This is a genomic window from Bacillus sp. FSL E2-0195 (genome assembly GCF_038003645.1).
Taxonomy (GTDB): domain Bacteria; phylum Bacillota; class Bacilli; order Bacillales; family Bacillaceae_G; genus Bacillus_A; species Bacillus_A mycoides.
The window spans coordinates 1,453,898-1,477,009 of sequence record NZ_JBBOPN010000001.1 but is presented as its reverse complement, the minus strand read 5'-3'; the positions used below and the strand labels follow the sequence as shown (position 1 = coordinate 1,477,009).

At 36.4% G+C, this 23,112-nt stretch carries 26 protein-coding genes; 2 read left to right on the top strand and 24 right to left on the bottom strand.

Annotated features, from left to right (window positions below):
* Nucleotides 1-84: 84 nt before the first annotated feature.
* The 18 genes from hisC to MHH59_RS07560 form a co-directional block, all read right to left on the bottom strand.
* Nucleotides 85-1,197 (bottom strand): histidinol-phosphate transaminase, encoded by a 1,113-nt coding sequence (gene hisC / locus MHH59_RS07645; protein WP_002126434.1) that lies wholly within the window; start codon nt 1,195-1,197, stop codon nt 85-87.
* Nucleotides 1,198-1,313: 116 nt separating this feature from the next.
* Nucleotides 1,314-2,399 carry a 3-dehydroquinate synthase gene (aroB, locus tag MHH59_RS07640; protein ID WP_340851020.1) on the bottom strand — a complete coding sequence of 362 codons (1,086 nt, stop codon included), beginning with the start codon at nt 2,397-2,399 and terminating at the stop codon, nt 1,314-1,316.
* Entirely contained in the window at nt 2,399-3,571 is a 1,173-nt protein-coding gene (gene aroC / locus MHH59_RS07635; protein WP_002126430.1) for a chorismate synthase, read from the bottom strand. The genes aroB and aroC overlap by 1 nt, the downstream gene beginning before the upstream one ends.
* A 300-nt stretch (nt 3,572-3,871) precedes the next feature.
* Nucleotides 3,872-4,318: a nucleoside-diphosphate kinase gene (gene ndk, locus MHH59_RS07630; RefSeq protein WP_000415879.1), complete on the bottom strand. Its 447-nt coding sequence runs from the start codon at nt 4,316-4,318 to the stop codon at nt 3,872-3,874.
* A gap of 124 nt (nt 4,319-4,442) precedes the next feature.
* Nucleotides 4,443-5,405 carry a heptaprenyl diphosphate synthase component II gene (gene hepT / locus MHH59_RS07625; protein ID WP_002011823.1) on the bottom strand — a complete coding sequence of 321 codons (963 nt, stop codon included), beginning with the start codon at nt 5,403-5,405 and terminating at the stop codon, nt 4,443-4,445.
* Nucleotides 5,406-5,450: 45 nt separating this feature from the next.
* Nucleotides 5,451-6,164, bottom strand: coding sequence for a 2-heptaprenyl-1,4-naphthoquinone methyltransferase (gene menG, locus MHH59_RS07620; protein ID WP_002086620.1), 714 nt, complete (start codon nt 6,162-6,164; stop codon nt 5,451-5,453).
* A gap of 29 nt (nt 6,165-6,193) precedes the next feature.
* Nucleotides 6,194-6,946 (bottom strand): heptaprenyl diphosphate synthase component 1, encoded by a 753-nt coding sequence (locus MHH59_RS07615; RefSeq protein WP_002030763.1) that lies wholly within the window; start codon nt 6,944-6,946, stop codon nt 6,194-6,196.
* 271 nt (nt 6,947-7,217) lie between these two features.
* On the bottom strand, nt 7,218-7,787 hold the full coding sequence (gene folE, locus MHH59_RS07610) for a GTP cyclohydrolase I FolE (RefSeq protein WP_002011819.1): 570 nt from the start codon (nt 7,785-7,787) through the stop codon (nt 7,218-7,220).
* Between the two features lie 121 nt (nt 7,788-7,908).
* A complete protein-coding gene (locus tag MHH59_RS07605; protein WP_001043860.1) occupies nt 7,909-8,181 on the bottom strand; it encodes an HU family DNA-binding protein in 273 nt (90 codons plus the stop codon).
* Nucleotides 8,182-8,479: 298 nt separating this feature from the next.
* Nucleotides 8,480-9,958 (bottom strand): stage IV sporulation protein A, encoded by a 1,479-nt coding sequence (gene spoIVA, locus MHH59_RS07600; RefSeq protein WP_340851019.1) that lies wholly within the window; start codon nt 9,956-9,958, stop codon nt 8,480-8,482.
* 242 nt (nt 9,959-10,200) lie between these two features.
* On the bottom strand, nt 10,201-10,914 hold the full coding sequence (locus tag MHH59_RS07595; protein WP_002126422.1) for a hypothetical protein: 714 nt from the start codon (nt 10,912-10,914) through the stop codon (nt 10,201-10,203).
* A gap of 65 nt (nt 10,915-10,979) precedes the next feature.
* A complete protein-coding gene (locus MHH59_RS07590; protein ID WP_002011815.1) occupies nt 10,980-11,183 on the bottom strand; it encodes a DUF2768 domain-containing protein in 204 nt (67 codons plus the stop codon).
* A 227-nt stretch (nt 11,184-11,410) separates the two neighbouring features.
* On the bottom strand, nt 11,411-11,662 hold the full coding sequence (locus MHH59_RS07585) for a stage VI sporulation protein F (RefSeq protein WP_000369753.1): 252 nt from the start codon (nt 11,660-11,662) through the stop codon (nt 11,411-11,413).
* A 116-nt stretch (nt 11,663-11,778) separates the two neighbouring features.
* Nucleotides 11,779-12,801, bottom strand: coding sequence for an NAD(P)H-dependent glycerol-3-phosphate dehydrogenase (locus MHH59_RS07580; protein ID WP_002011813.1), 1,023 nt, complete (start codon nt 12,799-12,801; stop codon nt 11,779-11,781).
* A gap of 18 nt (nt 12,802-12,819) precedes the next feature.
* Complete coding sequence (der, locus tag MHH59_RS07575) at nt 12,820-14,130, bottom strand: ribosome biogenesis GTPase Der (protein ID WP_002011811.1); 1,311 nt, start codon at nt 14,128-14,130, stop codon at nt 12,820-12,822.
* Between the two features lie 124 nt (nt 14,131-14,254).
* The gene (locus tag MHH59_RS07570; RefSeq protein ID WP_002086624.1) at nt 14,255-14,440 is read right to left on the bottom strand and encodes a capping complex subunit for YIEGIA; all 186 of its coding nucleotides are present in this window, start codon (nt 14,438-14,440) and stop codon (nt 14,255-14,257) included.
* On the bottom strand, nt 14,437-15,330 hold the full coding sequence (locus tag MHH59_RS07565; RefSeq protein WP_002086625.1) for a YIEGIA family protein: 894 nt from the start codon (nt 15,328-15,330) through the stop codon (nt 14,437-14,439). The genes MHH59_RS07570 and MHH59_RS07565 overlap by 4 nt, the downstream gene beginning before the upstream one ends.
* Nucleotides 15,323-15,934 carry a YphA family membrane protein gene (locus MHH59_RS07560; protein WP_002086626.1) on the bottom strand — a complete coding sequence of 204 codons (612 nt, stop codon included), beginning with the start codon at nt 15,932-15,934 and terminating at the stop codon, nt 15,323-15,325. Before MHH59_RS07560 ends, MHH59_RS07565 begins: the two co-directional genes overlap by 8 nt.
* A gap of 117 nt (nt 15,935-16,051) precedes the next feature.
* On the opposite strand from MHH59_RS07560, the gene MHH59_RS07555 reads away from it, so the two are divergent.
* Nucleotides 16,052-16,186 (top strand): YpzI family protein, encoded by a 135-nt coding sequence (locus MHH59_RS07555; RefSeq protein WP_000513901.1) that lies wholly within the window; start codon nt 16,052-16,054, stop codon nt 16,184-16,186.
* A 194-nt stretch (nt 16,187-16,380) separates the two neighbouring features.
* Here the strand turns inward: MHH59_RS07555 and MHH59_RS07550 are convergent, their stop codons facing one another.
* The 5 genes from MHH59_RS07550 to MHH59_RS07530 form a co-directional block, all read right to left on the bottom strand.
* Nucleotides 16,381-17,100 carry a hypothetical protein gene (locus tag MHH59_RS07550; RefSeq protein ID WP_340851018.1) on the bottom strand — a complete coding sequence of 240 codons (720 nt, stop codon included), beginning with the start codon at nt 17,098-17,100 and terminating at the stop codon, nt 16,381-16,383.
* A gap of 251 nt (nt 17,101-17,351) precedes the next feature.
* The gene (locus tag MHH59_RS07545) at nt 17,352-18,401 is read right to left on the bottom strand and encodes a type 2 isopentenyl-diphosphate Delta-isomerase (protein WP_002011801.1); all 1,050 of its coding nucleotides are present in this window, start codon (nt 18,399-18,401) and stop codon (nt 17,352-17,354) included.
* Nucleotides 18,402-18,413: 12 nt separating this feature from the next.
* Entirely contained in the window at nt 18,414-19,562 is a 1,149-nt protein-coding gene (rpsA, locus tag MHH59_RS07540; RefSeq protein WP_002126412.1) for a 30S ribosomal protein S1, read from the bottom strand.
* Between the two features lie 337 nt (nt 19,563-19,899).
* Entirely contained in the window at nt 19,900-20,577 is a 678-nt protein-coding gene (gene cmk / locus MHH59_RS07535) for a (d)CMP kinase (RefSeq protein ID WP_002011798.1), read from the bottom strand.
* A 130-nt stretch (nt 20,578-20,707) separates the two neighbouring features.
* A complete protein-coding gene (locus MHH59_RS07530) occupies nt 20,708-20,881 on the bottom strand; it encodes a DUF5359 family protein (protein ID WP_002135263.1) in 174 nt (57 codons plus the stop codon).
* 213 nt (nt 20,882-21,094) lie between these two features.
* Between MHH59_RS07530 and ansA the strand changes: the two genes are divergently transcribed.
* Entirely contained in the window at nt 21,095-22,069 is a 975-nt protein-coding gene (gene ansA / locus MHH59_RS07525; protein WP_002030754.1) for an asparaginase, read from the top strand.
* A 33-nt stretch (nt 22,070-22,102) separates the two neighbouring features.
* Here the strand turns inward: ansA and MHH59_RS07520 are convergent, their stop codons facing one another.
* Nucleotides 22,103-23,083: a YpdA family putative bacillithiol disulfide reductase gene (locus tag MHH59_RS07520; RefSeq protein WP_002126406.1), complete on the bottom strand. Its 981-nt coding sequence runs from the start codon at nt 23,081-23,083 to the stop codon at nt 22,103-22,105.
* Between the last annotated feature and the right edge of the window lie 29 nt (nt 23,084-23,112).

The window sequence follows — 23,112 nt, the reverse complement described above, 5'->3', positions numbered from 1 at the left end:
GTTTTCTTTCTTGAACGTGCAAACAACTCCCCTTATTGCAGTTCAAATGAAAAAGGCTCCTGTAACAGGAGCCTCCACCATTTCTTAAGAATATGTTTCTTCTTTCTTCACTTGTTCTTTTACAAGTTCCGTAAGTAATTCAATAATCTCATCATTTTCTTCTTTTAATCCAACAGTAATACGAATACCATCATGCATACCAAATGCTGCACCAGAACGAACGATATATCCTTTTTTCATTAATCGTTCGAAAGCTTCATTACCAGGTATACCAAGTTTCAAGAAAATGAAATTCGTTTGAGATGGATAGTAGAATACGTTATATTCCTTACAAAATGCATAATATTGATTTAATCCTCCGGCATTTTTCTTCACACACTCTTGTAAAAACTGTTGATCCTCTATTGCCGCTAATGCTACCGCTTGGGCGATAGTTGATGTGTTAAATGGTAGTCTTGCTACCTCTAGCTGCCCAATAAGCTTTGCATCACCAATCGCATATCCAATACGAAAAGCAGCTAATCCATATGCTTTTGAGAATGTGCGTAGCACCATAAGATTTTCGTACTTTTCAAGAAGAGGTAATGTTTGCGGATAATCTTCTGCCCCAGCATATTCATAATATGCTTCGTCCATAATAACGAGCGCTGACTTTGGAACTGATTCTAAAAATGAAAGTAATTTTTGTTTTTCTACATATGTACCTGTCGGATTATTCGGATTACAAACCCATACAATCTTCGTTTTCTCATCTACTTGTTGTAACATTGCATCTAAATCGTGAATGCCATCTTTAAGTGGTACTTCACGAACTTCTGCTCCTTCAATAACAGCATGGTGATGGTATTGCGAGAACGTAGGGTTCGCCATTACAACATTTGTTCCATTATGTAGCAAAGCACGACTAATCATTTGAATGACTTCATCTAGCCCACTACCAAATAAAAGTTGTTCCGCTTTTACACCTAAATGCTCTGCTACTTTCTCACGAAGCTCAAATGCCGCCCCGTCCGGATAGAGTGCATATTGATTAACTAACGAAGTTAATGCTTCTGTCACACGCGCAGAGCAGCCAAACGGATTTTCATTCGATGCTAGTTTTACAATTTTTGACAATCCGTATTCTCTTTTTACTTCCTCAATATTTTTCCCAGGTACATATGCTCTCAAAGTTAACAATTGCTCTTTTACTCTCACTTTTCTTCCCCCAGTCATTGATATGATTTATAATGTCTTACTGTCATCTTTAATCATAACCGTCACCATTACGAGAATACCTTTAAATATGCATTTCATACCTGTTCTATGACTTTTTACACCATATCCTTTTGAAATGCTTCTAACGCAATATGAACAGTCTCATCTGAAATAGATACGACATTCACTCCCCCATATTCCTGCATAAGCACCATATGAATTGTTCCAGCATTTGCTTTTTTATCTTGTTTCATCAACTGAACGAGACGTTCTACATTCAAGCCACTTGGAATTTTTGGATAACCGTATTTCAAGAACCACTGCTTCATTTCTTCATAAGAAAGATCAACTTTGTACACTTGCTCACTTAAAAACATAGCAAATAGCATGCCAACCGCTACTCCATCACCGTGAGTAATATTCCCATATCCTAACTCTTTTTCAAGAGCATGTCCTAACGTATGCCCAAAATTCAAATGGGCACGTACACCTTTTTCTGTTTCATCTTGCGACACAATATTCGCTTTTACAGGAATCGCCTTCGTTAATATATGAATTAACTTTTCATCACGAAGATCCGTTAACGTTTGCACTTCTTCTTTTAACCAATGATATAGCTCTACATCACCAATAAGAGCATGCTTTATCACTTCTGCATAACCTGATCGCCACTCTTTTTCAGGAAGTGAATGTAAAAATGGCGTATGATATACAACAGCTTCTGGCTGATGAAACGCTCCAATCATATTTTTTCCTAGTGGATGGTTAATTGCTACTTTCCCGCCTACTGCGCTATCGTGAGCTAATAAAGTCGTTGGAACTTGGACAAAGCGAATACCACGCATAAACGACGCGGCAACAAATCCAGCCAAATCTCCAATCATTCCGCCTCCAAGTGCGATGATTAAAGAATTTCTATCTAATTTATTTTCAAGAGCCGAAGTGTGAGCCTCATAGAAATTTTCAAAAGACTTCTCTTTTTCGCCACTCGGTACAACAAACGAAGATACTTTTTGCTCTACTTGCAATGCATCAACAACTGTCTGTAAATGCAGTGATGCAACAGCTTCATCAGAAATGATCATTATGTTAGATACTGCAGGATTCATTTTTTGAATAAGCGTTGTTAAGTGTGACAACGCCTCCCTTCCAACATGTACATCATATTCTTTTGATTTCGTTTGAATATGTATGTTCTCCATTAAAATCCCCTCGCATATTCATTATGTTTCTCAATATTTTCACGTATAAGATCGATACGATCTAAACCAAATTGTTCAATTAAAGCTGTTGCGAGCTCCCAAGCCACAACAGCTTCAGCCACAACGCTAGCTGCTGGCACTGCACAACTATCTGAACGTTCAATACTCGCTGTAAAAGGTTCTTTCGTATCAATATCAACACTTTGGAGCGGTTTATATAATGTCGGTATCGGTTTCATAACACCGCGCACAACAACCGGCATACCAGTTGTCATGCCACCTTCTAATCCACCTGCATTGTTCGTTTGTCTTCTGTACCCTTGCACTTCATCCCAAAGGATTTCATCATGCACTTCACTTCCAGGTCTATGTGCTGCTTCAAAACCAATTCCAATTTCAACACCTTTAAAAGCGTTAATACTCATAATTGCCGCTGCTAATTTTGCATCTAATTTTCTATCATAATGTACATAGCTACCTACTCCAATTGGCATTCCTTCTACAACTACTTCAACAATACCACCGATAGAATCACCATTTGCCTTCGCATCATCAATTGCTTGCATCATCTTTTTACCGGCCTCTTCATCTAAACAACGTACAGGAGATGCTTCTGTAGTACTTTGTAATTCCACAATAGAGTTATATTTAATATTCGCTGCCTGTACACCACCAATCTCGATAACATGTCCCGCTACTTGTATACCTAATTCCGCTAATATTTTTTTTGCAACTGCACCAGCTGCAACACGAACTGTCGTTTCACGTGCTGAAGAACGCTCTAATACATTCCTCATATCTCTATGACCATATTTAATCGCACCATTTAAATCTGCGTGTCCAGGTCTAGGTTTCGTAACTTGCCTTTTCATTTCTTTCTCTTCCTGCTCAGTTAACGGCTCTGCACCCATAACCTTTGTCCAATGTGTAAAATCACGATTTTCAACAACAAGTGCAATCGGTGACCCCATCGTCTTCCCATGCCTAACACCACTTACAATTTGCACTTGGTCTTTCTCAATTTGCATGCGTCTACCGCGTCCATATCCTTTTTGTCTTCTAGCTAATTCTTCATTTATATCATTCGCTACTAAAGATACCCCTGCCGGAACACCTTCTAAAATTGTCGTAAGTTGCGGACCGTGGGATTCACCAGCTGTAATATATCGCATACGTTATTCCTCTTTTCGCATATGTATTTATCCCGCTACATAAAGCAGCTATATTATCTTCCATCACTCTTTAAAATACAAAGAAATTATATAGTAAATCGAATGTTTGCTTTCCCTACTTGTAATTGTTCGATTATTTTCATAATAGTAGACCTTTTACTTTACATACCAATATATCATAACAGCCCTAACTTCGTAACTGATCGAAATAAAAAAAGTGCAAGAAGAATACCCCTATTCTTCTCACACTTTTTACTATTATCACAGTTATTAAAGCGTTTACAAATTATTTCAAAATAATTAGTAAATCCATTGATTCATTAATTTTGAGTAGTCTACTAATTCTTCTTCCTTAAAGAAAATAGCAATCTCGCGTTCTGCACTTTCTAAAGAATCCGAACCGTGGATAATGTTTTTCGCAACAGTTACACCGAAATCTCCACGAATTGTTCCAGGAGCAGCTTCATGTGGTCGTGTTTTACCCATCATATTGCGTGCTGTATCTACTACACCTTCACCTTGCCATACCATTGCGAATACAGGACCAGATGTAATAAAGTCTACTAATTCACCAAAGAAAGGTCTTTCTTTATGCTCACCGTAGTGTTGTTCAGCAATTTCCGGAGTAACTTGCATTAATTTTGCACCAACTAATTGAAAGCCCTTTTTCTCAAAACGAGCTACAATTTCCCCAATGAAGGCACGTTGTACACCGTCTGGTTTTACCATTAGAAATGTTTTTTCCATAAAAAATCTCTCCACTTCTGAATTATGTATGTAATTGTATATCCCCACACACATATTAACACCCTTATCACAATTGCGCAATAGTTTTGAAATAGAGAGATTATTTTATTTTTTAGACAAAACACTAAAATTTTCGTTTTCCAATATACTTTGCGACATTTTGCAACGCATACTTCGCCTGTCCACGAGGGAGTGGTTTTATTATTTCTAATGCTTTATGTAAATAACGTTCACTAAACGAAAATGCTTTATCAATAGCTTCGCTCGCTTTAATATCATCAATAATTTCTTTCATTTCACTTGCTGTTGTATTTTCATGCACAGATGTAATTTTTTGACGAAGAACTGGATCTTCCATGGCATACAAAACAGGTAATGTAATGTTACCTTGTAATAAATCACCACCAGCAGGCTTTCCAAGCTTCTCTTCTGTCGATACGAAATCTAAAATATCATCAATAATTTGATAAGACATACCAACAAAATATCCGTACCAAAATAGACGATTTACAGTATCACGATTAGCACCAGCAGCAATCGCTCCCAACTGACAACTTGCGGCGATTAACAATGCTGTTTTTCGTTTTATCCTTCTTAAATACGTTCTTAAATTTTGATCATAGTTATACTTATCTTTAATTTGTTCGATTTCACCTTTACAAACTTCTAAAATTGTATGAGACAACGCTTGATGTGCATCTGGAATTTCTATATTTGTTATACATTCAAGAGACTTCGCAAACAAGTAGTCTCCTGTATACATTGCAATACGATCTCCCCATTTCGCATTCACTGTTGCGCTACCGCGTCGTAAAAACGCAGCATCAATGACATCATCGTGAACAAGCGAAGCCATATGAATTAGTTCTAATGCAACCGCAACATGCTTAATTGCATCTAACTTATAATCCCCAAATTTCCCTGCAAGCAAAACAAAAACAGGGCGAATCCGCTTCCCACCTGCTTCAATAAGCTGTAATGCCGCTTCTTCTACTAACGGCTGCTCAGAAGCAACTGTCTTCTTCAATTCTTTTTCTATAACATTAATATCCGATCGTAAAAAAGAGTACATAAGTTGTAACTTCATATTGTTCACCTTAACCTAAAACGTCTTTTTTCTATTTTCTATTTTCTATTTTGATTCTGGTTTAATACCTAAATGCATAGCTGCTACACCAAAAGTAAATGGTTTCACTTGCACATTCTTAAGCCCAGCTTCTTCAAACATACGTGCTAACTCTTTCATCCCTGGGAATGTACTAGCAGATTCCTGAAGCCATGAATATTCTTTATAACTTTTCGCAAACATCTTTCCAAATAACGGCATGATATATTTAAAGTATAAGACATATCCTTGACGAAAACCTATCATCGTTGGTTGAGATGTTTCCAGGCAAATTACTTTTCCACCAGGCTTTACTACACGCGTCATTTCTTTTAATACTTGCATGTAATCCGGAACGTTACGTAACCCAAAACCAATCGTTACATAATCAAACGTATTATCTTCATAAGGAAGTTCCATTGCATTTCCATGCATAAGTTCTACTTGCTTTAATTCTAAAGCTTCTACCTTTTGTTTACCGACAGCTAGCATATTTTCGCTAAAGTCTAAACCGTAAACCTTCCCATCTTCACCTACAGCTCCCGCTAGTGCAATTGTCCAATCTGCCGTCCCGCAGCATACGTCAAGTGCCTTACTCCCGGGTTTCACATCCATAATTCGCATCGTTTCTTTGCGCCATGCCTTATGCCTTTGAAAACTAATTACAGAATTCATCACATCGTATTTATCAGAAATTTTCTCAAATACGTCATGTACTCTTTCTTCTTTTGATTGTTGCATGCTCGTACCTTCTTCCAATGTAAAGTTGCTTATGTCCTTGATTTATCTCTTAACATAGAAATTATCTCATTAACTTCTGTATGATTCTCTAAAAAATTTTCTTCTTGCTTTCTCATTTCCATAAGCCATTCATTAATAACTGTTTCCAAATTTTTATCATCATCCAATGAGATTTTTTGGACTGCTTGAAAAACAGGTGAATTTTGTTTATCAGCATACAATTGACACTCTTTTTGAAGACGATTTTTTCCTAACACATAAGTTATATATGGTTTCCAATTAGATAACTGAAAATGATCACATGTTTTTTGCAAAAGCGCAGATTCAATTATTACTACACTTTCCATTATGTCTTGAATCGTCACATGTGCTTTTTGATACAGCATAATTTTATGTTCATTAATCTCCTTAATTCCTTCAGCAAGTGCACGAATTAAGATAATATCACAATTCATTGACAATAAGTAATAGTATAGACCACTATAATAATCCCCTGCAAGAACTGTCAATTGACGACGCTTATGGAATCCACTCGTCTCTTCGTTTGCTTTATTTGATACTTTTTCATGTGTATCAAGAGCAATTTGTACAAGCATAATCGTTACGACATAATGATCAATTTGTTCTTTATGTATATTTGCACTTTTTAATGCACCGTATAACAGCGCTATTTTTTCTTCATCAATAAATGGTTCTTCAATATAGTTTATAAAATAAGGATGGCGTAATTTCTCCATCAATTTCTCTTTAATACCCGCATACCCTCCGTAGATGTCACACACAAAAAATCACCCTTGTTTTCTAATTCATAAAATTTATTATAACACATACATTCTATTTTCTATAATCAAAACTTGGCTACTTCTGCCAAACTGCCACCGAATAAAGCCTCAACTTTTGTTCATACAAGTTATCTTCGTCTCTAACAACTACAAACATTCATTTACACAAAAGGCAGAAGTAATTTTCAACCTTTATATTCTTGCTCTTTAACATTAAAACTATATCATTTTTTTGTATATAAAAAAAAGAAAAGCAGTTTCCCGCTCTTCTTTAATTCGTCTTAATAAACGATAAAATTTCACTACGTGCTGCTGCATCATTTTCTAACACGCCGCGCACTGCAGTCGTTACTGTTTTCGCACCAGGCTTTTTCACACCACGCATCGTCATACACATATGCTCTGCTTCTACTACTACCATTACACCATGCGGCTCTAGTACTTCCATAATAGAGTTAGCTACTGTTGATGTAATACGTTCTTGTAGTTGCGGACGACGCGCAATTGTGTCTACAGTACGAGCTAATTTACTTAGTCCCGTTACTTTTCCACCTTGCGGAATATATGCAACGTGAGCAACTCCATAAAACGGAACAAGATGATGCTCACACATCGAATAGAATGGTATATCTTTTACTAGCACAAGCTCTTCGTGGTCTTCTCCGAATACTTTGTGTAAATGCTCTTTCGGATCCTCATGCATTCCTGAGAATACTTCTGCGTACATTTTCGCAACACGTTTCGGTGTATCAAGTACTCCCTCGCGATTTGGGTCATCTCCGATTGCCTCTAAAATAAGACGTACTGCATGTTCAATTTGTTCTAAATTAACTTTTGCCATCCGCTAGCCCTCCCGAAAAACCTAAAAGTGATACGAACACATTCTAGCATATTTATGTTTTTAAAAGCAAAAAGAAGAGTTTCCAAAAAGGAAACTCTTCTTCCCTGTTAATATGTAAGGATTATTTAACCGCATCTTTTAACGCTTTACCAGGTTTGAATGCAGGTACTTTACTTGCAGCGATTTCAATCTCCTCACCTGTTTGTGGGTTACGACCTTTACGAGCCGCACGCTCACGAACTTCGAAGTTACCGAATCCGATTAGTTGTACTTTATCACCTTGTTTTAAAGCTTCTAAGATAGAATCAAAAACAGCGTCCACTGCTTTTGTTGCGTCCTTTTTAGAAAGGGAACTTGCTTCTGCAACAGCATTGATTAAATCTGTCTTGTTCATGCCATTCACCTCCTCCCAAAGATAAGACTGTATAATGATCATAAAATGAGTCTTACTTTCATTTGTAGGCAATTTTTACAAATTCTATACTACAAAGATGTAGATAAATCATTATCAACGCCTATATTATACGATTCTCCTTTATAATTCAATATTTTTAAGGAAATTGTTACTCTAAAAATGTGAAATTCTGATGAAACTTGACAATTTACAACAAAATATTAGATAATGACTGTTTATTTTTCTATTACGTACTCAAAAAGAAAAAAATCCCTCTGCAATTAGAGGGATTTTTTTCTTATAATATAATCGCAATTAATCCGCCAGATCCTTCATTAATAATTCTTTCTAGCGTTTCTTTTAATTTATAACGAGCGTTTTCTGGCATTAGAGATAACTTCGCTTGAATTCCTTCTCTAACAATAGAGCTAAGAGAGCGCCCAAATATATCAGAATTCCAAATTGATAGCGGGTCATCTTCAAAATCTTGCATCAAGTAACGAACTAGTTCTTCACTTTGTTTTTCAGTACCGATAATTGGTTCAAATGTTGATTCTACATCCACTTTAATCATATGAATAGACGGCGCAACCGCTTTTAATTTAACACCGAACCTTGAGCCGTGACGAATAATTTCCGGTTCATCTAAGCTCATATCAGCTAATGCAGGCGCTGCTACTCCATATCCGGTTTGTTTTACCATCCGCAAGGCATCCGCCACTTGGTCATATTCTGTTTTCGCATGAGATAAATCGAGCATAAGCTTTAATAAATGATCTTTCCCTCGAATCTCTACTCCTACTACTTCTTTTAAAATTTGATCATACAATTCATCTGGCGCATATAAATCAATCTCTGCCACACCTTGCCCCATATCGATGCCAGCTAGACTCGCTCGATCAATAAATTCATATTGACTAAACTGCCAAACGACACGGTCCACATCACGAAGACGTTTTATATCCTTTACAGTCTCTTGAACCGCTTCCTGATAACTTTGGCGTAACCAATGCCCTTCATTTAGTACCATTACCCAGCTCGGAAGGTTTACATTCACTTCTAAAACCGGGAACTCGAATAATGCTTCTCGCAGTACGTTATACACATCTGTTTCTCTTAAACTCTCTACACTCATCGCAATTACTGGGATATCATATTCTTCTGATAAATTTTGACGTAACTGCTCCGTATCTGGATGGTATGGCTGTACAGTATTGATAATCATAATGAAAGGCTTTCCTACTTCTTTTAACTCATTTACAACGCGTTCTTCTGCCTCTATATAATCTCTTCTTGGAATTTCACCAATTGTTCCATCTGTTGTAATAACGACACCAATTGTTGAATGCTCTTGAATTACTTTACGTGTTCCGATTTCTGCAGCTTCATGGAATGGAATAGGCTCTTCATACCAAGGAGTATTAATCATGCGCGGACCATTCTCATCTTCATAGCCTTTTGCTCCTGGAACCGTATATCCAACACAATCTACTAATCGAATATTCACTTCAAGACCTTCATCTACTTCGATAGAAACCGCTTGGTTTGGAACAAACTTCGGTTCCGTCGTCATTATTGTACGACCAGCAGCACTTTGAGGCAGTTCATCCTGCGCTCTTTGACGGTCTGACTCATTTTCAATATTGGGAATAACAACAAGTTCCATAAATTTTTTAATAAATGTTGATTTCCCTGTTCGAACAGCTCCTACAACTCCAAAATAAATATCACCGCCTGTGCGTTCCGCAATATCTTTAAAAATATCTACCTTTTCCAAGTGATTCCCTCCCTCAATATTTTTGGGAATAATTCCACGTTTATAGTCAACTAATACCTTCTCTAATGTTGCCTATAATATCTGATATAATATAATGGTATTCTAGAAGTTCGGACAATATATCATATAATTTTGTCCAATTTCATATGACTATTTAAAAATACCTTTTGTTTGCATCGCAAGTTGTATAACATAAAAAACCTTTCTTCTAGAACTTATTCACTAAAAGAAAGGTTCATGACTTATGATTTTAAAAAAATTGGTTCTCCATTTTTTACTGTGTACGGCAAAGAATATGCAGGAACAAACGGGGAATCCTTCGATAGTATACTCCGGATATCTTCACCTTCTTTAAACTGTCCTTCATTTTTTTTCAACGCTTCATATAAGTCGATTCTATAATCAACAAACAATTCTCCTTTTTCATTAATTACAAGAGGGAGACCTTTTCCTGAGTACGGACTTGTCACCTGTGGTACATCTTTATATCCTAGTTTTTTGAAGTCTAATTCATAAACACCATCTGTAATCACTTTTTTAAAAGGTGGATATTGATGTTCATCACGATACATCCTTAGCTTCAATGCCACTTCTTGAATTTGTTCCGCCATTCTCACATCAATTAACTTTACTGTCGGATTTTTTTCAACATCTATTAATACATATTGATATACCCCACCACTTTCATACGCATTCCCTGGCGCCTCTTGTATGTACCTTGGAGCAATTTTTTGAAAATCAATTGGATACTTCTGATAAATCGGCGTACTCATATCACGCGTCTTAATTGGTAATAAACCATCCGTTTGCTCCTTATATGTATTAATGGCTTTTTGTACAACTTGCAACTGGTCTTCATAAGGAATAGCACTTTGTTTCATATTTTCTCTTGGATACATACACCCTGTTAAAATGCTCATGCAACAAAATATTAAAATAATATGGATTTTTTTCACTGACAATCACCTTTTCATGCTAGTATGGACTGTTGCTTTCGTAACATTTACCGAATACACATCCTTTATTGCTCAATAGGGCCACTAAATACAACAAGGAAAATAACAATTCCCGATACAATCATGAGGGTGTACGCTACTAAAGCTGTAATCCCTTTCAAAAATTTATTCTTCATTTTATGCCTACTCAATAAAATAAAACTTACTGCAAGAAACATAAATCCAATTGCCCCTAAAGCAAACCACATTTTCATAAGCCCTTCCGACATATATACACCCCTTTACTTTCAATCTATTTTTATACTATTTTAACAAATTAAAATCTTTAAACAAATAAAAATCATCATTTTTCCGTGAATTGATGATTTTTATTTAAAATAATAAAACCGAAGCACGAAATGATGCGCTTCGGTTGACCAAATATGCCCTTAACAGCTCTATTCCCATTCTTTCATAAATATCATATGCATTCTCTAAACTCTTTGTTTCTCATAATTTATTTTTTAAACATTTTACTTAACGAACCAAAATCCGCCGGCATATTATTGTTAATAATCGCTTTTACAATTTGATCCTCTTGCTCTTTTGGCACTTCGCGTCCTGCCATTAGAGCAACTTGATGAATCAATTGGCGAAGCACTGTCTCATCACGTAAGTTCGCATTTTGAACAGACGACGCTAATTTAAAAATATCTTCTTTGTTCACTTTCGCTTCTTTTTCAATGTTATTAAAAATGTTGTTATCCATTCTTTTCACCCTCTCCTCAAGTTACTCTTCATCCTATGCAGAGATGAAAAATTGGTGAAAAGACCCATAAAAAATAAAAAACGGTAGAAGTACGAAATGTACTTCTACCGCTTTCTTTATAACAAATCAGGTATCGCTTCAACTTCATGTTTTCGAACACGTCCCATCAATGAGCCTACTGCATCTTTCACATTATTCCCATTGAACAGCACGTCATATAAAGCAGCTGTAATCGGCATTTCAACTTCCATTTTCTCTGCCAATTCATGAGCAGCTTTCGTTGTTCTTACACCTTCTACAACCATACCCATACTTTCTAGCACTTCTTCTAAAGAGTGCCCTTTTCCAAGCATATTTCCAGCGCGCCAATTTCGGCTATGCACACTTGTACAAGTTACAATTAAGTCTCCCATACCAGTTAGACCAGCAAACGTTAACGGATTTCCGCCCATTTTTCTTCCTAAACGAGCAATCTCTGTTAAACCACGTGTCATTAATGCCGCTTTCGCATTATCACCTAATCCAAGCCCGTCAGATATCCCCGCAGCTAGTGCAATAATATTTTTTAAAGCACCACCAAGTTCAACTCCAACGATATCTGGGTTTGTATATACACGGAAATAGCTATTCATAAACAAATCTTGTACTCCCTCAGCCGCTTCCATACGCTTTGCTGCAGACGTAACAGTTGTCGCTTGACGCAATCCAACTTCTTCAGCGTGACTCGGCCCAGATAGTACAACAACATCCTTAATCAAGCTCTCTGGAATTTCTTCCTCAATCACTTCCGAAATACGTTTTGACGTACCTGGTTCGATTCCTTTACTTGCATGAATCCAAGTAATTGGCTCTGTAACAATTTCTTTCATCTCTTGCAATACGTCTCGGTACGCTTTCGTCGGTACTACTAGCAGTACTGTATTTACATCTACTAATGCTTCTTCTAAAGAAGAGTAGGCTACGATTGTGCTTGGCAATGTAATCCCTGGAAGATATCTACTGTTCTCACGCTTCGTATTAATTTCATTCATGAGTTCAGGACGGTTTCCCCAAATACGTACATCATGCCCATTGTCAGCTAATACCATCGCTAACGCTGTTCCCCAGCTACCTGCTCCTATTACTGTGATTTTTGTCATAAAATCACATCCTCTCCATTAGTCTCTTGCTCTAGCGATAATGTGAATCGGCGTTCCTACAAAACCGAACGCTTCACGTAAACGGTTCTTTAAGAAGCGCTCATATGAAAAGTGCATTAATTCTGTATCGTTTACAAATATAACAAATGTTGGTGGTTTTACCGCAACTTGTGTCGCATAGAAGATTTTCAGACGGCTACCATTATGTGTCGGCGTTGGATTCATCGCTACCGCATCCATAATTACATCATTTAATACATTCGTTTGTACACGGATGCTATGGCTTTCATTTACCTCATTGATAACCGGTAATAACGTTTGTGTACGCTTTTTCGTTTTCGCAGATAAGAATACAATCGGTGCATACTCTAAAAATTGGAAATGAGCACGGATGTTTTCTTCAAATGCTTTCATTGTTTTTTCATCTTTTTTCACTGCATCCCATTTGTTTACAACGATAATAACAGCTCGTCCTGAATCATGAGCATATCCAGCGATTTTTTTATCTTGCTCAATAATTCCTTCTTCTCCGTCTAAAACGACTAAAACAACGTCAGAACGTTCAATCGCTCTAAGTGCACGAAGTACACTATACTTTTCTGTACTTTCGTATACTTTCCCTTTTTTACGCATACCAGCTGTATCGATGATTACATAATCTTGATCATCTTTACTATATGGTGTATCAACAGCATCACGTGTCGTTCCCGCTATATTACTTACAATTACACGTTCTTGACCAAGAAGTGCATTTACAAGTGATGATTTCCCTACGTTTGGACGTCCAATTAAAGAGAAACGGATTGTTTCATCGTCATACGCTTCTTCTTCAATCTTTGGAAAATGATTTGCAGCTTCATCTAACAAATCACCAAGTCCTAAACCGTGTGTACCTGAAATCGGGAATGGCTCGCCAAATCCTAATGCATAAAAATCATAAATATCACTACGCATGTCTGGATTATCAACCTTATTTACCGCAAGTACAATTGGTTTTTTAGAACGGTATAAAATTTTAGCAACTTCTTCATCTGCTGCAGTTACACCATCGCGACCATTCGTCATAAAAATGATAACATCCGCTTCATCAATCGCTACTTCCGCCTGTTGACGAATTTGTGTCAAGAACGGCTCGTCTCCAATATCAATTCCACCTGTATCAATAATGTTAAACTCATGATTTAACCATTCTCCCGCACTATAAATACGGTCTCGCGTTATACCTGGTATATCTTCTACGATTGAAACTCTTTCTCCAACAATTCTATTGAAAATAGTAGATTTCCCCACGTTCGGGCGGCCTACTATCGCTATTACTGGTTTCGGCATATACTTTCATCCTTTCAACTTGCTTCTGTTTATTATGTAAAAAACCCTTCTTTGTGCAAGAAGGGATTTGCATTCCAGAATATTTCTCAACGTATCAAAACACCTCACATTATACCACACGTTACTAATGTTTCACAATAATATATACATTATCTTGTAAGCGATGTGCAATACCATCTAAAATAGCCTCTAAATTATTTGCAACAAATTCCAGTTCCTCTGTCGACTCGCAAATAAATAAAGGGGCACCACCTGCAAATTTCTCTGGCGTTGTTGTAATGACTGCGAGAATAACACTTTCTAACATCATCTCTTATCTCCCCTTCCTTTCGGAGCTTCTGATGACATATGAACAGCACTCTCTAATGTTGGTACATTTCCGATTACCCCTATCGCTTTTTCTGCATCTTGATCTTGCGGCAGAACAAAAATCCCAACTCTCCCATCCTCTAAATCACGCTTCGCTAACGGTACAAGTGCCGGCGTTCCAGAATCTCTATATATTCCTAAAGCAACCGAAACATCATGTAAAATAGCTTGCCGTTGTCCTAAGTTTGAGATTGTAACCATCGCATCTATCGATTTCGGTTTTAAAATAAATCCCATTCCATATTTCATAATTTCTTCTTGCCTTGCTGGCAATCCAATATTCATAATGTAAATATTATCAATATAAAGTCCCGCTCCTTCAAAACGAAGTGGAACGTGCTCTATTTCTACAAGGTCATGAAGTCTTTTACCTGACATTAATTTTTTCGCAATGAAAAAACTTACTATACCAGTAATTACCCCGGCAATCCATGAATCGAATCCTATATACGCAAACGTTGTTACAAACGACGTTAACATCGCCAAGTAGTTACGACTTTCAAATACTAATGCAATTCCTTCAATGTATGTATTACCACGTGGTACGAGCTCATATCCATCTAATTGTTGAAGCGTATTTCTTTCCATATTGCGCACATCACGAAATTGCGTCGCTGCTAACGTAAGAAATGTAATTGCAGAGAAATCTTTTTTCAAAACAGACGGAATCGCAATTGCTCCTAAGGCAGCCGCAATTAATCCCATCGCGATATGAATAATTTTCCCGTGAAGCCTCGTCGGATATTGCCTCGTATCGGTACGAAGCATTAACAACCTAGTTATTGTACCTGCAATTACGCCACATAAAATAGCTGGTGTATATTCAGTCATGTATTACCCTCGCCTTTCTTTTACGTGTTTTCCTCTTAAATTGTTCCATATATACCGATGCCTTTGTAATCCAAAGTAAAATCGCCATAAATAAAGTGGAAACAGCAGCAACATCTAAAAAAGCTAAACTGCCGTATTCATAAGGAAAATGTAATTTACGAAAAATCAGCGTCACCAATAATTCTCCTTGTAACATCCCTATATATAAGGAGCATAATCGTAATATGCGATCCCCGTGCAATAAAACCGATGCATACACAAGTGCACCGCTTAACAGCAACAACCTATCAACCACAATCCAAATTGGATCATATACTTCTAACAAATGAAAGCTTGTATATAACATTGCAATAATAAGTGCCGAAAGTAAGGTATATAATTTTTTCCAAATAGAATATAACGCGATACCTACAAAAGAAATAATACAAAGCAAAAGGGCATTTACCGATATTGTGAAAGAAGCAATCGTCACATTTAACGGAGAACAAATAATAAAAATTAATATACAAGCACTTATCTTCCAACGAATAGATTCCTTTTTCATAAAAAAGGTCACGACAATCCACCCTATCCAAGCAACAAAATAAAAAGTACTCCCATCCATCATTTCACCTCCTATGATTTCCATTATGGGAACTTTTTATGAAAGTTAATCCTCCTTTTCTTTGTGCATAGTTTTTCTCATAACAGCAAAACTTTTAATAAGGAGGTGTAACTCACAATGGGTAAAGATCGCCAAGAACGAAAGCTAAGAGAATCACGCCGCGTTGAATCTGATCGCGACCAATCACTTCAATATCCCGGTGCAACAAGTCTTGATACACCGGAGCAAGCTCGAAAGCAGAATCAGCATTAAATAAAGTGAAACTTCAGTGGGGGATTATTAGCCCACACCAATCAAGCTGCCCTCAAATAGGCAATACAAAAAGACGGTTTCGATATTGTACGAAACCGTCTTTTTACACAATTATTTTATTTATTTCTACTCGTAATATAATTCTTTTGTTTTCGCATTATAAACCCTATCACTCAACGAGGCATTAATCGTAACTACACCTGTTGGTTTTTAGAATATGTAATAACATAATACGTATGTAGAGAAGGATCTTTACTCTTTACCTCTACACGTACATAATCCGTCTCTCTTATCTCATTTAACTTTCGCTCAACCTCTTTTTTCGCACCTACAATATCTTCTTTTTCTCCTTTAATTTCCCTACTCACAATGGTATTTCCTTGATCAGAAAGTAATACTACTTCAGCATTACTTAAACTCACTTCATTTGGTATATTAAAATAATAAATTGTATACGAATCTTCCGATGGATTTTTGTCTTCTCCTAATTCCCTTGGCAAAATTAGTGCTTCTATTCCACTTCCTGCATTCACCGTTGGATTCCTATACAATTTATTCCCGACTGCAATTGCAATATTCGTCGTTTTAATTGCTGATTGTGCTGTTGTTGAACTAGAATCTCCTTCTCTTACATTTGAAGTTAATGAAATTTCAACCTTTTTCTTATATCCAGAAACTGCTGTATCTTCTCTTATATTTCGTGCATGGGTGTTAAAATCTTCACTATTATATGTAATGCGTCCTATTGTATTTTTACTATTTGAAGATACATTATCTCCTTTTTTATTAACATCCTCATCCCCAAAATTATAGTGAATTTTCCCTTGTTTCTTTTGACTCTTAAATAGCAATCTCTTATCTTGTTTTATCGCTAACCAGCTATATAGAGAGGAATACTTTCTTACTTTTGCCATGTTTCTCTCCACAAACATAGAAAAAGTAAGAATACTCAAATAATTCAGCGGCATATTTTCTACATTTCTTCATTTTTATAACCCCTTTTTTTCAATTTTAGCTTTTCTGTATGATATTTATATATACTTTTATCATAATATAAACTCTCTCTTTTTTCCATTTATAGAATTATATAGAATGATAACTTCTCGCCTTCCCTCTTCATTTTACGAAAATAAAACGCAAAAAAATCAACCGGATGGTTGATTTTTTATCGCCTACTATAATGTGCAGTGTCAATCCCTCGCTGCGCTAACCAATGGTACGTTTCACCTTTTACAACAAGAGGTACAGATTGTAACTCTTCTATCGTCTTCACGCCAAGAGCTGTCATAATAAATTTTAAATCTGTATGTAAAAGATCAATTTCATCCACTAAATTCTCAACACCATCTTGCATTAAAATACGTAAAAAGTATCCAGCAAACGCAGTTGTATTCGCCCCTAATGCGATTGCCTTCGCCACGTCAAGTGCTGTTTGTATACCCCCAGATGCAATAAAAGAGAGGTTATTATTTGTAGAGGTTGCTTCAATAATCGAGGTAGCTGTTTGTATGCCCCAGTTATTAAAATAAGAAAGCATTCGCTGTCTTCTTTCATTTTCAACAGCAGCAAAATTCGTACCACCTTGTCCGCCAATATCAATTGCTGTTATACCTATATTCGCTAACTGTTGTACTGTTTCCTTACTCATTCCAAAACCGACTTCTTTTACGATGACAGGTACTTTACTTTTTAAAACTATTTTCTCAATCCGCTGAAGTACACCAGTAAAATCACGGTCTCCTTCTGGCATCGTTAACTCCTGTATGACATTTAAATGAATTTGCAGTGCATTCGCCTCAATCATATCAACGGCACGCTCTGCCTGTTCGACAGTTGCCTCACTTCCTAAGTTTGCGAAAAAAATCCCATTCGGATTTACTTTCCTAACAACTTTATACGAAGCCGCTTCACTTTCATCTTTTAAAGCTGCCATTTGCGAACCTACAGCCATAGCAAGGTTATGATGTTTCGCTACATATGCTAATTGCTCATTAATATGTAATGTTTGCTCTCCTCCACCACCAGTCATCGCATTGATAAAAATCGGCGAACTTAGTGAAAGTTCGCCGATTTTTGTTTCACATGTTATAGTGTCATAACTTGAATTTGGCAAGCTTTGATGCACAAAATCAATATCATGAAAGCCATGCGTACGAGACTGACCAGTAGAAAGAGCATATTCAATATGATCTAATTTACGTTTTGCCCTTACCACTTGTACCCCTCTTTATTTCTTTAATTTTTTCAGTTGTTCACCAATAATATCACTTAACTGGAAAGTAGCCGAATCAGCATTTGGCTCATATTGGCTATAATCTTCTGTTACATTATTTTCTTCAAGCGTTTCTTTTATGCTTAAAGAAATACGTTTTTCTGCTACATGGACTTCAAGTACTTTCACTTTTACTTCTTGTCCCATTTCCAATACTTCATTTGGATTTTTCACGTGACGATTTGCAATTTGAGATACATGTACAAGCCCTTCAACACCAGGTAAAATTTCAACAAACGCACCGAATGTAACAAGGCGTTTTACTACTCCCTCACGAATATCTCCAGCTTTTATTTCGCCAGCAACATTTTCCCAAGGTCCTGGCTGAGCTGCTTTAATTGATAAAGAAATACGTTGCGTATCAGCATCAACAGATAACACTTTTACCTTTACCTTTTGACCTTGCTCTAATACTTCAGAAGGTTGCTCTACACGTTCGTGTGAAATTTGTGAAATGTGAACTAAACCGTCCACACCACCAACGTTAACGAAAGCACCAAAATCCGTTAATCGTTGTACTGTTCCTTCAACAATGTCCCCTTCTTTTAACGAAGAGATTGCTTCTTTTTTCTTAGAATCTAGTTCTAGTTCTACTACCGCTTTATGTGAAAGAATAACACGATTTTTTTCACGGTCTAATTCAACAATTTTCACCGCTAATGTTTTTCCTTTATAGTCAGCAAAGTCTTCTACATAATGTACTTCTACAAGTGAAGCTGGGATAAAACCACGAACCCCAAGGTCCACAACTAACCCACCATTCACGATATCTTTTACAATAACATCAAATACATGACCAGAATTAAATTTTTCTTGTAATTCTACCCACGCTTTTTCTGCGTCAACAGCTCTCTTAGATAAAACAAGATCATCATCTTCTAATTTAATAATTTTCAATTCAAGTGTTTGATCTAATTCTACAACATCGCTTGCTTTTTCAATATGAACGTTAGCTAATTCACTAATCGGAATTACGCCATCTGTTTTGTATCCAACATTTACAAGAACTTGTTTCTCTTCAACTTTCGTTACAGAACCTGTAACAACGTCACCAACTTGTAATTCTTTTGAATTCATAACTTCTTCATTCATTTTCTCTACCATGGAAATACCTCCCTACAGAATTGACAAAGCATTTTTATGTATATACGAAATGAAAACAAATGTTTTCATTTGCATGTTTAAGAATTTATCATCACATATTCTGTTTCAATACAGTTCACAAGAAACTATATTAAATCTATATAAATAGTATACAGCAAAATCATCTTGAAGAAAGTATGATTTGAAATATAATAGCGAATATATTCTGACATTTTTTCCCCTCTGTAACTAACTTCTTACAAATTAGCCCATTTGTCAAGAAAAGAGACTTATAATTCACTTATCCTTTACATTTCAAAAAAAAAAAAAAAAAAAGAAAGAGGATAGTCCTCTTTCTTTATTTCGCAAATACTCCTGAAACAATACCCATAATTTTTTGGACAACTTCTTCAATTGATAAAGAAGTTGTATCTAATTCCAATGCATCATCAGCTTTTTTCAAAGGAGAAACTTCGCGTTCTGAATCTAATTTATCACGCCTAGCAATTTCTTCTCTTAACTGCTCTAAATTAGAATCGAAACCTTTATTCATATTTTCTAAATGTCTTCTTTCCGCTCTTTCTTCTACAGAAGCAAGCATAAAGATTTTCACTTCAGCATCCGGTAGTACATGTGTACCAATATCACGGCCATCCATTACTACGCCGCCTTTTTTAGCTAATCCTTGTTGACGACGTACCATTTCTTCACGAACAAGACGATGCTTTGCTACAATAGATACACGATTCGTCACATCTGGCGTACGAATCACTTCAGAAACATCTTGTCCATTTAAAAATACAAGTTGTGTATTTTCCCCTTGCTGAAATTCAATATTTACATTTTTTACAACTTCCATTAACTTTTCTTCATTTTCAATATCCACTTTTTGTTCAAGGGCTGCATATGTAATAGTACGGTACATTGCGCCTGTATCAATGTAAACATATGAAAGTTTTTTTGCAACAACTTTTGCCACTGTACTTTTCCCAGCAGCCGCTGGACCATCTATAGCAATCGAAATTCGTTTATCCATTGTAACACCTCATTTTTCACTTATAAAACAAAACGAAAAGCAGGTATTTTCCCCCTGCTTCTTCTCATTTGCCTCACGTCATTAAATCCTCAATAATTGTAGCATAATCCATCATAGAAGAAAATGAAAACTACTTATTCACCTGTAAGATTTCCGCCTTATTTTTCGTGACGACACCTTCGTAATAAACAATTTTCGATAAATATTTCACTGAAGATTTATGTATAAAAAGCAGTTGGACGACAGAAAGAAAAATAAATTGAATCAGTAATATACGAATTATAATTTTCTCCACTTTTTTCAAAAAAACTCACTCCTTCCCTCTCTACACTTACACATCCACTCTCATAAATTTCCATAAACAAAACCTAACCTAATAACCACTTACCGGAGCACACTTAAGGTAATTTATTTTATTGTCATTTTCTAAGCATACTTTTATACATTTTCATTGTCGAATTTACTCAAAACATGTTATGTTCTAAATGTATTTTTCAACTTGAAAGGGGTATAAGCATTGAAAAGAATCCTAGTTTTACACACAGGTGGAACAATTGCAATGGAGGAAGATAAAGAAACTGGGGTCGTACAACCAGGTAAAAAGAATCCTCTTTTAAAATTCATTCCTGATTTAGAAGGCGATGTTGATTTAATTGTCGAAGATGTGTTCCATCTTCCATCTCCTCACATGACTCCTAGCGAAATGCTACAATTGCAAGTCATCATTGACGAAAGAGTAAAACAAGACGATATTCACGGCGTAGTCATCACGCATGGTACCGATACATTAGAAGAGACAGCTTATTTTCTTGATTTAACAGTTCAAGCAACTATCCCAATCGTTGTGACAGGGGCAATGCGTTCTAGTAATGAATTAGGTGCCGATGGTCTATATAATTTCTTATCAGCTGTAAAAGTTGCTAGTAGTAATGAAGCTGCTGAAAAAGGCGTTCTAGTCGTATTAAATGACGAAATACATTGTGCTACAAATGTAACAAAAACGCACACAAGTAATGTCGCGACATTCCAAAGTCCACAGTACGGACCAATTGGCATGGTAACAAAACGTGGTGTTGTTTTCCATCATGCTTTAGTGCATCACGAAACATGCACAGTACGACAGATTTCTAAAAACGTTGTCGTTCTAAAAGCATACGCAGGTATGGATGATACATTATTATCAGCAATCGAAACACTACCAGTAGACGGAATTGTTATTGAAGCACTTGGACAAGGTAATTTACCTCCAAGAACACTTCCTAGTCTAGGGCGATTAATAGAAAAAGGCATTCCAATTGTATTAGTTTCACGCTGCTTTAACGGTATCGTTCAAGACGTATACTCTTATGAAGGTGGCGGAAAACAATTAAAAGATATGGGCATTGTTTTCACCTACGGTTTAAACGCTCAAAAGGCGCGAATTAAATTACTAGTCGCACTAGAAAACACAAACTCTCACGAAACAATCCAACATATGTTTATGCACGATTAAAAAGAAGCTGTCGAAGATTTCGACAGCTTCTTTTTATTCTTCTCTTGATGCAATGGTTTGCGCAATCGCATCTCCATGGAATCTACCGTTCTCGATAAATATTTCATTTGCGTTATTCCCCGCAGCAATTACACCTGCAATAAAAATATTTTCAGCGTTTGTTTCCATACTACCCTCTATATAAATCGGGCGCCCTGTTTCTTCATCAATCCGAACTCCCATTTTTGTTAAGAAGCTGTGGTCTGGATGGTAACCCGTCATAGCAAATACAAAATCGTTTTGAATTGTATTTGCCTCACCATCTACTGTATACGTCAACGTATGCTCAGTAATTTCTTTTACATGCGCATGGAAATGCATTTGAATTATCCCATTTCGTACTAACGCCTCAAATTCCGGCAAAATCCACGGCTTAATACTTGGCGAGTATTCCCCACCACGGTATAGAACTGTTACACGTGCACCCGATTTAACAAGCTCTAACGCTGCATCTATACTTGAATTTTTACCACCTATTACAACGACATCTCGATCAAAATAAGGGTGTCCTTCTTTGAAATAATGAGCTACTTTCTCAAGTTTCTCACCAGGTACATTCATATAATTCGGATTATCATAATATCCAGTTGCGACAACAATATATTTCGCAACATATATTTCTTTGTTTCCGTCACGCTTCGTCGTTTCAACTTTAAAAACATCACCATCTTTTTGAACTTGTTCCACTCGTTCAAATGCATTTACACGTATAGATTTACGCTTTACTACTTCACGATAATACGCAAGCGCCTGATTACGAAATGGCTTACGATTTTCTGTAATAAAAGCAACTTCACCAATTTCTAATTTTTCACTAGAGGAGAAAAATGTTTGATGAGTTGGATAATTATAAATTGCATTTACAATGTTTCCTTTTTCGATTACTAACGGATTTAACCCCACTTTTTGCAACGAAATCGCCGCTGCTAATCCGCATGGACCGCCTCCGATAATAATAACTGTTTCTTTTTGCATACTTAGTTCACTCCTAGTCTTCTACCTCT

What these genes read in the sequence shown, in the direction of transcription:
- MHH59_RS07570 (WP_002086624.1), bottom strand. Translation starts at nt 14,440, where the DNA reads ATGATGTTAGAAAGTGTTATTCTCGCAGTCATTACAACAACGCCAGAG.
- MHH59_RS07520 (WP_002126406.1), bottom strand. Translation starts at nt 23,083, where the DNA reads ATGCAAAAAGAAACAGTTATTATTATCGGAGGCGGTCCATGCGGATTA.
- hepT (WP_002011823.1), bottom strand. Translation starts at nt 5,405, where the DNA reads ATGAAGTTACAACTTATGTACTCTTTTTTACGATCGGATATTAATGTT.
- cmk (WP_002011798.1), bottom strand. Translation starts at nt 20,577, where the DNA reads ATGGATAAACGAATTTCGATTGCTATAGATGGTCCAGCGGCTGCTGGG.
- MHH59_RS07550 (WP_340851018.1), bottom strand. Translation starts at nt 17,100, where the DNA reads ATGGCAAAAGTAAGAAAGTATTCCTCTCTATATAGCTGGTTAGCGATA.
- aroB (WP_340851020.1), bottom strand. Translation starts at nt 2,399, where the DNA reads ATGGAGAACATACATATTCAAACGAAATCAAAAGAATATGATGTACAT.
- MHH59_RS07555 (WP_000513901.1), top strand. Translation starts at nt 16,052, where the DNA reads ATGGGTAAAGATCGCCAAGAACGAAAGCTAAGAGAATCACGCCGCGTT.
- der (WP_002011811.1), bottom strand. Translation starts at nt 14,130, where the DNA reads ATGCCGAAACCAGTAATAGCGATAGTAGGCCGCCCGAACGTGGGGAAA.
- MHH59_RS07560 (WP_002086626.1), bottom strand. Translation starts at nt 15,934, where the DNA reads ATGGATGGGAGTACTTTTTATTTTGTTGCTTGGATAGGGTGGATTGTC.
- rpsA (WP_002126412.1), bottom strand. Translation starts at nt 19,562, where the DNA reads ATGGTAGAGAAAATGAATGAAGAAGTTATGAATTCAAAAGAATTACAA.
- MHH59_RS07565 (WP_002086625.1), bottom strand. Translation starts at nt 15,330, where the DNA reads ATGACTGAATATACACCAGCTATTTTATGTGGCGTAATTGCAGGTACA.
- menG (WP_002086620.1), bottom strand. Translation starts at nt 6,164, where the DNA reads ATGCAACAATCAAAAGAAGAAAGAGTACATGACGTATTTGAGAAAATT.
- MHH59_RS07580 (WP_002011813.1), bottom strand. Translation starts at nt 12,801, where the DNA reads ATGACAAAAATCACAGTAATAGGAGCAGGTAGCTGGGGAACAGCGTTA.
- folE (WP_002011819.1), bottom strand. Translation starts at nt 7,787, where the DNA reads ATGGCAAAAGTTAATTTAGAACAAATTGAACATGCAGTACGTCTTATT.
- MHH59_RS07605 (WP_001043860.1), bottom strand. Translation starts at nt 8,181, where the DNA reads ATGAACAAGACAGATTTAATCAATGCTGTTGCAGAAGCAAGTTCCCTT.
- MHH59_RS07585 (WP_000369753.1), bottom strand. Translation starts at nt 11,662, where the DNA reads ATGGATAACAACATTTTTAATAACATTGAAAAAGAAGCGAAAGTGAAC.
- MHH59_RS07590 (WP_002011815.1), bottom strand. Translation starts at nt 11,183, where the DNA reads ATGTCGGAAGGGCTTATGAAAATGTGGTTTGCTTTAGGGGCAATTGGA.
- aroC (WP_002126430.1), bottom strand. Translation starts at nt 3,571, where the DNA reads ATGCGATATATTACAGCTGGTGAATCCCACGGTCCGCAACTTACGACA.
- ndk (WP_000415879.1), bottom strand. Translation starts at nt 4,318, where the DNA reads ATGGAAAAAACATTTCTAATGGTAAAACCAGACGGTGTACAACGTGCC.